The organism is Eikenella sp. (assembly GCF_057315495.1).
Genome location: NZ_DBHKXY010000022.1, coordinates 1 through 9,398, shown reverse-complemented (window position 1 = coordinate 9,398; position 9,398 = coordinate 1). Strand labels below are relative to the sequence as shown.

10 protein-coding genes are annotated in these 9,398 nt (G+C 57.1%); 5 read left to right on the top strand and 5 right to left on the bottom strand.

The genetic code is table 11. From position 1 onward, the window contains the following. From ACO6EE_RS03355 to ppsA, 4 genes are all read right to left on the bottom strand, one after another. Positions 1–103, bottom strand: a 103-nt coding sequence (locus ACO6EE_RS03355) for a class I tRNA ligase family protein (protein WP_485959223.1), incomplete at its 3' end; no start/stop codon positions are given. A gap of 178 nt (positions 104–281) precedes the next feature. After that, positions 282–1,364: a TerC/Alx family metal homeostasis membrane protein gene (locus ACO6EE_RS03350; RefSeq protein ID WP_485959219.1), complete on the bottom strand. Its 1,083-nt coding sequence runs from the start codon at positions 1,362–1,364 to the stop codon at positions 282–284. A 47-nt stretch (positions 1,365–1,411) separates the two neighbouring features. Beyond that, positions 1,412–1,855, bottom strand: coding sequence for a hypothetical protein (locus ACO6EE_RS03345; protein ID WP_485959217.1), 444 nt, complete (start codon positions 1,853–1,855; stop codon positions 1,412–1,414). 216 nt (positions 1,856–2,071) lie between these two features. After that, complete coding sequence (gene ppsA, locus ACO6EE_RS03340; RefSeq protein ID WP_485959215.1) at positions 2,072–4,465, bottom strand: phosphoenolpyruvate synthase; 2,394 nt, start codon at positions 4,463–4,465, stop codon at positions 2,072–2,074. Between the two features lie 166 nt (positions 4,466–4,631). Between ppsA and ppsR the strand changes: the two genes are divergently transcribed. The 5 genes from ppsR to pncC all read left to right on the top strand — a co-directional run bounded on the left by ppsR (position 4,632) and on the right by pncC (position 9,037). Then, positions 4,632–5,456 carry a posphoenolpyruvate synthetase regulatory kinase/phosphorylase PpsR gene (gene ppsR, locus ACO6EE_RS03335; protein ID WP_485959214.1) on the top strand — a complete coding sequence of 275 codons (825 nt, stop codon included), beginning with the start codon at positions 4,632–4,634 and terminating at the stop codon, positions 5,454–5,456. A gap of 215 nt (positions 5,457–5,671) precedes the next feature. Then, the gene (locus ACO6EE_RS03330) at positions 5,672–6,361 is read left to right on the top strand and encodes a pseudouridine synthase (protein WP_485959213.1); all 690 of its coding nucleotides are present in this window, start codon (positions 5,672–5,674) and stop codon (positions 6,359–6,361) included. A gap of 204 nt (positions 6,362–6,565) precedes the next feature. Continuing rightward, positions 6,566–8,044, top strand: coding sequence for a mechanosensitive ion channel family protein (locus ACO6EE_RS03325; RefSeq protein WP_485959221.1), 1,479 nt, complete (start codon positions 6,566–6,568; stop codon positions 8,042–8,044). Then, entirely contained in the window at positions 8,041–8,526 is a 486-nt protein-coding gene (gene nudB / locus ACO6EE_RS03320) for a dihydroneopterin triphosphate diphosphatase (protein WP_485959211.1), read from the top strand. The genes ACO6EE_RS03325 and nudB overlap by 4 nt, the downstream gene beginning before the upstream one ends. A 37-nt stretch (positions 8,527–8,563) precedes the next feature. Continuing rightward, positions 8,564–9,037: a nicotinamide-nucleotide amidase gene (pncC, locus tag ACO6EE_RS03315; protein ID WP_485959209.1), complete on the top strand. Its 474-nt coding sequence runs from the start codon at positions 8,564–8,566 to the stop codon at positions 9,035–9,037. A 68-nt stretch (positions 9,038–9,105) separates the two neighbouring features. Here pncC and ACO6EE_RS03310 read toward each other — a convergent pair. Then, positions 9,106–9,398: hypothetical protein (locus tag ACO6EE_RS03310; RefSeq protein WP_485959207.1), on the bottom strand; the 293-nt coding region annotated here is incomplete at its 5' end.

Here is a 9,398-nt window from a genome sequence, read left to right as displayed (position 1 = left end):
CGTCGGTTTGGATGTGTTCGACCATGTGGCCGAGGTGGATGCTGCCGTTGGCATAGGGCAGGGCGGAAGTAACCAGGATTTTGCGTTGCGGTGATTTGGTCATGATTCGCGGTTTGTTGGAAAGATGGAAATGGGCGGTATTATGCCACAAAGGGCCTGCCCTTAGCAGACGCAAAGGCTACCTGAAAGGGTTTCAGGTAGCCTTTAGATGGTGGAAGGGCTACCTGAAATTGAGCTTTGCCGTGCTGAATTGCAGCAGTGCTTTCAGGTAGCCTGTGCGCTTAGGGCTGTTGGTTTGGCTCGTCTGTTTTGCTTTTTTCCGGGAACACGAAAGAGGCAGCCACGCCCAAGGCCAGCACCGCCAGCACCACCGCCAGCGAGGCATTGGGCGAGATCTCGTAGCCGTGTTGGAACAGGTGCTCGGAAGCGGAAAGCGCGAGTTTTACCGCGATGAAAAACAGCAGCGCCACCACGGCTTTTTCCAAGTGCACCAAATAGCCGCGCAGGGCTTCGAGCACGAAATACATGGTGCGCAGGCCGAGGATGGCGAACATCATGGCGCTATACACAATCAGCGGCTCTTTGGATACGGCAATCACCGCCGGCACGCTGTCGAAGGCAAACATCACGTCGGAAATCTCGATGATGGCCAGGCACAAAAACAGCGGCGTGGCCACCAGCGCACCTTTTTTCACCGGTTGCGGGTGCTTCTGCTCCGGGTGTTTCAGGTCTTCGCCGGCCGGCTCGAGGTGCACGTCGGGATTTTGGCGGTAGGCTTCGGTGAGCTCGTGGCCGCGCAGGAAGAAATTGTGCCCGTGGAGGCGCGGCCATACCGGGAAGAAACGGTGTACCCAGCGGTAGGCCAGGTGTTCGGAGTAGTCTTCGTTGGCTTCTTCCTCTTCATCGCGGCGCAGCATCATGACACCCGTCCAGCCCACCACCACGGCAAATACGAGCTCCACATACGGCCCCAGCGCCATCAGGCCGGTGCCGATAGCCACGAACACCATGCGGAACACAATCGCGCCGATGATGCCCCAATACAGCACGCGGTGGCGGTAGGCCTCCGGGATTTTAAACCAGGAAAACACGGCCATAATCACGAATAGGTTGTCCACCGACAGCACTTTCTCCAGCGCATAACCGGTGAAAAACAGGCTGGCCGTCTCGCTGCCGTGGTGGAACCACAAATAGCCGCCGAACGCCAGCGATACCGCAATCCAAAACACCGACCATAGCGCGGCGCTTTTGAGCGACATGGGCTTATCGCTGCGGTGGGCAAACAGATCGATGGCAATCGCGCCTACGGAGAGGACAACGAAAACGGCAACGGTTTCCAGCGGAAAACCTAAATGGGTGGTCATGGGAGTGAATCCTTATGGTGGTGTGTACGGGCTACCTGAAAAACCGGCTATACCTGAACAAACATTTTGTAATACTCAATCTCGCTGCGGGCAAACGCAATGGCTATGCGGTCTTCGCCTTTGGGGATTTTCTTGCCGCCCATACCGCCGATGCACACGCCCAAGTCGGGAATGGTGAGATAGTATTTATCTTCCACATAATCGTATTGCTCTTTCCAAGCGGCAATGCTTTCAGCGGAGAACACGGGCAGGCCGTTTAGCGTGGGATTGGTGTGTTTGTTACAGATAATGGCCTTCAGCTTTTTGCCCTGATTTTCATATATCAGCTCGCAGGCGGAGCGGTATTCGGTGGTTTGGCGCAGGATGTTGTCGATTAGGATTTTCGAGGCCTCGCCCCATTCTTGGTTGATGCTGTCGAACGTGCTATCCAAACGGAATATTTCCGAGTTGGTGCGTACCGATTCGAAGGGGGTGATGATGAAATTGTTCATATCGGGCAAGTTCTTCTGATTAGGCTATTGCGGTGCGGCATTGTAATTCATGCCGCCTGTGGCGGCAGCAAAATTTGCATATTGCTGCAAAATGCAGCACGGCTTGCCTTCTATACGGGCGGGCAAAGCGTAATTGAGGCTACCTGAAAACCCCGCTGTGTAAAAATAGCGGCGTGGCGTTTTCAGGTAGCCTTTGCTATGGCTGTCTAGCCGGGCTTACTGCTTGGGTGCCAGTTCTTTGGCCAGATAGAGCCAGGTTTCAATCACGGTATCCGGGTTCAACGAAATGGTTTCGATGCCTTGTTCAACCAGCCATTTGGCGAAGTCGGGGTGGTCGGACGGGCCTTGGCCGCAGATGCCGATGTATTTGTTCAGCTTGCGGCAGGCTTTGATGGCCAGGTGCAGCATCACTTTCACCGCCGGGTCGCGCTCGTCGAAGGTGCCGGCAATCTGGCCGCCGCTGTCGCGGTCTACGCCGATGGTGAGTTGGGTCATGTCATTGGAGCCGATGGAGAAGCCGTCGAAGTATTTCAGATACTGTTCGGCCAGGATGGCGTTGGTGGGCAGTTCGCACATCATAATCAGGCGCAGGCCGTTTTTGCCGCGTTCCAGACCATTTTCTTTCAGTGCTTTCACTACGGCTTCGGCTTCATGCAGGGTGCGCACGAAGGGAATCATGATTTCCACGTTGGTGAGCCCCATTTCGTCGCGCACGTATTTCAGAGCGCGGCATTCGAGCGCGAAGCACTCTTTGAAATCGGGCGAAATGTAGCGGGCGGCGCCACGGTAGCCGAGCATGGGGTTTTCTTCGTGCGGCTCGTAGATATTGCCGCCGAGCAGGTTGGCGTATTCGTTGGATTTGAAGTCGGACATCCGCACAATTACCTTTTTCGGGTAGGCGGAGGCGGCGATGGTGGCGATGCCTTCGGCCAGTTTGTCCACGTAGAAATCCACCGGTGAGGCGTAGCCGGCGATGCGCTCGTTAATCTGCGCCTGCAGTTCGGCATCTTGGCGGTCGAATTCGAGCAGGGCGCGCGGGTGGATGCCGATTTGGCGGTTGATGATGAACTCCATACGTGCCAGGCCGATGCCCTCGCTGGGCAGGCTGGCAAAGCCGAAGGAAAGCTCGGGGTTGCCCACGTTCATCATGATTTTCACCGGTGAAGCAGGCATGTTGTCCAGCGCCAAATCAATTACTTCCACTTTCAGCAGGCCGTCGTAAATCAGGCCGGTGTCGCCCTCGGCGCAGGATACGGTTACGCTTTGGCCGTGGGCGAGCACATCGGTGGCATCACCGCAGCCCACTACCGCCGGAATGCCCAATTCACGGGCGATAATGGCAGCGTGGCAAGTGCGGCCGCCGCGGTTGGTCACGATGGCGGAGGCGCGTTTCATTACTGGTTCCCAATCCGGGTCGGTCATGTCGGTTACCAATACGTCGCCGGGCTGCACTTGATCCATCTCGGCAGCGCTTTTAATCAGGCGCACGGTGCCTTGGCCGACTTTCTGGCCGATAGCGCGGCCCTCGCACAATACGGTAGATTTGTTTTCGATGCGGTAGCGGCGCAGGGTGCTGTTGCGTTCTTCCTGCGATTTCACGGTTTCGGGGCGAGCCTGCAGGATGTAGAGCTTGCCATCCAAGCCGTCGCGGCCCCATTCGATGTCCATCGGGCGGCCGTAGTGTTCTTCGATAATCAGCGCGTATTTGGCCAATTCGGTGATTTCTTCGTTGCTGATGGAGAAGCGTTTACGTTCGGCTTCGTCCACGTCCACCACCTGCACAGATTTGCCGGTTTCGGCGGTGTCGGTGAACACCATTTTAATCAGTTTGGAGCCCATGGTTTTGCGCAGGATGGCAGGGCGGCCGGCGCGCAGGGTGGGCTTGTGTACATAGAATTCGTCGGGGTTTACCGCGCCTTGCACCACGGTTTCGCCCAGGCCGTAGGAGGCGGTTACGAACACCACTTGGTCGAAGCCGGATTCGGTGTCCATAGTGAACATCACGCCGGAAGCGCCGCTGTCGGAGCGCACCATGCGCTGCACGCCGGCGGAGAGAGCCACCACGTCGTGCTCGAAGCCTTTGTGCACGCGGTAGGAGATGGCGCGGTCGTTATAGAGCGAGGCAAACACGTGGTGCATCGCTTCTTTCACGTTTCCCAGGCCTTGGATATTCAGGAAGGTTTCCTGTTGTCCGGCAAAGGAGGCATCGGGCAAGTCTTCGGCGGTGGCGGAAGAACGCACGGCCACGGAAATTTGGTCGGTGCCCGCATCAGCCACCAGTTTGTCCCATGCGGCTTTGATGTCGGCTTCCAGCTCGGCGGGGAAGGGGGTGTCCAAAATCCATTGGCGGATTTGCGCGCCCACGCGTGCCAGCTCGACCACATCGTCTACATCCAGCCCGGCCAGCGCGGCGGAAATGCGCTCATTCAAGCCGTTGTGCGACAAAAATGCGCGGTAGGCTTCGGCCGTAGTGGCAAAGCCGCCGGGCACGCGCACGCCTTTTTCAGCCAACTGGCTGATCATTTCGCCCAAGGAGGCGTTTTTGCCGCCCACCTGTTCTACGTCGGTCATACGCAGATTTTCAAACCAGATTACATTCTTGCCAGACATGATTCTATTCCGTCCTGTGGGTAGTTGAAGGGAAAACGGCGGTATTGTAGCCGCTGGCTGTATTTCTGTCATGGGCTACCTGAAACTTGAATCACAAAAGCTGCTAAAATAAGCCGTTTTCAAACCTGTTTACTCATCCCATTAAGGCTACCTGAAAGGAATAATCATGCCTCCCTGCACACGACACGCCATCTTTATTTCCGACCGCACCGGCCTCACCGCCGAGGGTATGGGCGATGCCCTGCTCAACCAGTTCGACGACATCGAATTCAAACGCTTCACCTATCCCTTTATCGACACCGCCGAAAAAGCCGAACGCGTAGTGGCCGAAGTGAATAAAATTGCCGACAGCTGCAACCTGCGCCCCATCATCTTCACCAGTATCGTGAGCGAAGACATCCGCCACATCATCCGCAACTGCAACGGCCTGCACCTGAGCTTTTTCGACGCCTTCATCAGCAAACTGGAAGAAGAGCTCGGCACCCAGGCCGTGTTGCAAGTGGGGCGCACCCACGGCATCCAAAACACCGAGCGCTACGACGCCCGCATGGAAGCCGTAAACTTCTCGCTCAACCACGACGATGGCGTATCCGCCAAAGACCTCGCCGATGCCGACGTGATTCTCATGGGCGTATCCCGCAGTGGCAAAACCCCCACCTGCCTCTATCTCGCCCTGCAATACGGCATCCGCGCCGCCAACTATCCGCTCACCCCCGATGATTTGGACAGCACCGACTTGCCGCGCATGGTTAAACCCTTCAAATCCAAAATCTTCGGCCTCACCATTGACCCCGCCCGGTTGCACCATATCCGCACCGAGCGCCGCCCCAACTCCCAATACGCCAGCCCGGAAAACTGTCGGCGCGAAGTGAACGAGGCCGAATCCATGTTCCGCCAGCATGGCATTCCCTACACCAGCACCACCCATAAATCGGTGGAAGAGCTGGCCGCCGGCATCATGCTCGCCTGCAAACTGCAACGGCGCACATAAGCTGCACTACGGCAATATTAAGAGGCTACCTGAAAACATGGCTTACCGTTTTCAGGTAGCCTTTTATATGGCAGCTTGCTCACTGGCTGGTGTTATCACGCCGATCAGGCTTGGCCTTGCCTTTATTGGTTTTCAGGTAGCCTCCAAACGGCGGGCAGCCGGGCTGCCAAACTGCTTTGCTATAATTCCCGCATCTAATCCACGAACCGCCCATCATGCAACTCACCAAATACCTGCAAGCCCAAGGCATCGGCAGCCGCAAGCAATGCCGCCAGCTGGTTGAACAAGGCCGCATTGAAATCAACGGCGAAACCGCCGAACAGCCCGCAGCCGAAATCGAGCCCGCCCAAGTGCAGCACCTCGCCATCGACGGCGAAGAGATTGCCGTCATTCCCCTGCCGCACTACTACATCCTGCTGCACAAGCCCGCCGGTTATGAAACCTCGCACAAACCGCGCGACTACCCCAGCGTGTTTTCCCTGCTGCCCGACCACATCCGCGCCACCGAGCCGCAAGCCATCGGCCGGCTCGATGCCGACACCACCGGCGTGCTGCTCATCACCAACGACGGCGCCTTCAACCACCACCAAACCTCGCCCAAGCACCATGTGTCCAAACTTTACCGCGCTACGCTCAAGCACCCGGCCGGCGAAAGCCTGTGCGCTGCTTTGCGCCAAGGCGTGCTGCTGCATGATGACAACGAAACCGTATCCGCTGCCGCGGCCGAATTGGAAAGTCCGCACAGCCTGCTGCTCACCATCACCCAGGGCAAATACCACCAGGTAAAACGCATGGTGGCAGCTGCCGGAAACCGCGTGGAAGCCCTACACCGCCTGCGCTTCGGCGATTGGGAATGTGAGGATTTGCTGCCGGGGCAATGGCGTTTTATCCAGCCTGAGGGTTGAGTGGCTTGCACATCTGAGGCTACCTGAAACACGGTGGGCGGGTTGAATACCCGCCCATTTGCTGGCAGGATGGCTGGGTAGGTCGGTGTGGCTATGCCGATATTTGATGAGCTGCTTTTCAGGTAGCCTTCCCCAGCCGCCATATGAAGCCCTGCCGTTTGCCTATATAATCGCCGCCATCACACACTATACGGAAAAATTATGATGCTTCCTTTGCTCACTGCCGCCACCAATGCTGATTGGCTCGACCAACTCGGCACCAATCTGCACGCCTTTTTGCTCAGCCTGTTTTCGCGTGAGGAATTCGGGCTGAACCAGCTGCTTGGCAGCTTATCCAAAATGCTCGGCTGGGTGGATTTGGTGTTGGCGTTGGCTTTGCTGGTGGGGGCGTATTTTCTCTCCAACCGGCTGCTGGGTAAGATGCCGGCGGAAGACGGCAAGCCGCATTTTTTACGCCATATTGGGCGCCGCATTGCTTGGCCGCTGTTGATGCTGCTGGGCGGAGCCTTGGCTTTGGGTGGCTGGTTTGCCTTTTTCGGGGCAACGGCGGTGTGGCTGCGCCTGTTGGTGATGGCGGCGCGTTGGATGATTTTGATTCGGGTGGTGTTGGCGGTGTTTCATTCGGCGATTCCGGCCAACCGGTTTTCCGAACGGATGGAATCTTCGCTGGCCGCTGCGCTGTGGGTCGCGTTTCTGCTGTGGGCTTCGGGTATTGACGATTTGATTTTGGCCTGGCTGCGCGGTTTGCAGTTTTCCGTTGGTTCGGCGCGGCTTTCGCTGTATACCGTGCTCACCGGATTGTTGTGGGTAGGCGTGATGCTGGTGGGCGCGATGTGGCTGTCGCGCTATATCGATGCACGGCTTAAAGGCAGCACGCGGCTGGATCCGAACCTGCAAATCGTGCTTTCCAAACTGGCGCGCTCGCTGCTTTTGGTGTTGTCGGTGTTGATTGCGCTGCCGCTGGTGGGCATTGATTTAACCGTGCTTTCTGTGTTCGGCGGCGCATTGGGCGTGGGCTTGGGCTTCGGCTTGCAGAAGATTGCCAGCAATTATGTGTCGGGCTTCATTATTTTGGGCGACCGCTCGGTGCGCCCGGGCGACCGGCTCACGGTAAACGGCTTCACCGGCTACGTGACGCAACTCACTTCCCGCTTCGTGGTGCTGCGCAGCGGCACCGGGCAGGAGGCGCTGATTCCGAACGAAACCTTCATCACCTCCACCGTAATCAACGAATCCTACACCGGCAAATCCCTATGGCAGAGTTTAGACGTTCAGGTAGCCTACCATACCGATTTAACCCAAGCGATTGAGATTTTGCAGGAAGCAGCCGCCGCACAGGAGCGCGTGAAGACCGATCCGCCGCCTAAGGCATATTTGATTAATTTTGCGGATAACGGCATCGATCTGCGGCTCGGCTTTTGGGTACGCGATCCTGAAAACGGCTTCCTCGGCCTTAGCTCGGCCATTTTGCTCACCGTGTGGCGGCGGTTTAACGAAGAAGGCATCGAATTCCCCTTCCCACAGCGTGAAGTGCGCATTTTGAACCAAGACCTCTCGCCCGATGCCGCCGCCCTGCTCAAAGCCAGCTATCAGGCGCAGGGCGATACCGCCTCCGACGAATTTGCCAACGCCAACCCTGATCCTGCCGAGCCATCGGAAAGCCAAGAGGACTCTCAGTCATGAGCAGCCCCGCCTACAAACGCCCGGAATCCGTGCTGGTGGTGCTGCACGACGGGCAAGGCCGCGCCCTGATGCTCGAGCGCATATCCCCGCCCGGCTTTTGGCAATCCGTAACCGGCAGCCTGGAAGAAGGTGAAACCCCGTTTGCCACCGCCATGCGCGAAGTGGCCGAAGAAACCGGCATCCTGCTCGCGCCAGAAGAATTAAAAGACTGGCACACGAAAAACGAATACGAAATCTACGAACACTGGCGCCACCGCTACGCCCCCGGCGTTACCCGCAACACCGAACACGTCTTCTCCGCCTGCATTTCTGCCGCCAGCCCCGTGCGCCTTTCCGAGCACGAACACCGCGCCCACCGCTGGCTGCCGCTGACCGAAGCCGCCAATCTTGCCTTTTCCCCTTCCAACCGTGAAGCATTGTTGCGTCTGGCCGCCGAAACCGAAGGCAGGCTACCTGAAAAATTGACTGCCCCACCGCTTTGATAGATGATGGCAGTCATCACCCCAAACGAGCCCTGTTATGGATACCCTGCTGCAAGAAGTTACTCAACAACTCGCCCAACGCGGCGAAACCATCACCTGCGCCGAATCCTGTACCGGCGGCCTGCTTGCCGCCGCACTCACCCGCCTGCCCGGCAGCTCCGCCTGGTTTGAAACCGGCTTCGTGACCTACAGCAACCACGCCAAACAGCAGCTCCTCAATGTGAACGCCGCCACCCTCAACCACTACGGCGCGGTAAGCGAAGAAACTGTGCGCGAAATGGCACTGGGTGCACTCATCGCCACCAAGGCCGACTACGCAATCAGCATCTCCGGCATCGCCGGCCCCGACGGCGGCAGCGAAGACAAACCCGTGGGCACGGTTTGGTTCAGCCTTGCCACCAAACAGCGCATCTGGGCCAAAGAGCAGCACTTTGAAGGCGACCGCGAAGCCATCCGAGCCCAAGCCGTGCGCTTTGCCCTAATGCTGATGAAAAAGTATTTGGAGCGATAGGCCATAAGGGTTGATTGGAATGGAAAAGGCTACCTGAAAATTTCAGGTAGCCTTTTTGGTGGCGTGTTTTAACGACGACCATCCCAATTGCAATGTTCTACAGGAGGAATTTCGCACAACTGAACACCGCTTTGTGTGATGAGCATTCTTGGAAATGCGCAGAATTTATCTATAAACCGCTTTTGGAATTCTGGACGCAGAATAATTCGGCTGGAGCCCAGAATGTTGCTGTCATTTGCAATCATGATAGATTGCCCATTCTCTGCGATCAGTCTAATCGCGCAATCGCTTAGTAAATAGCCAATATCGGCATAAGTAACAAAAAAGGTGCTAAAGCCCCCCACGCAAGCCTTATCCTGCA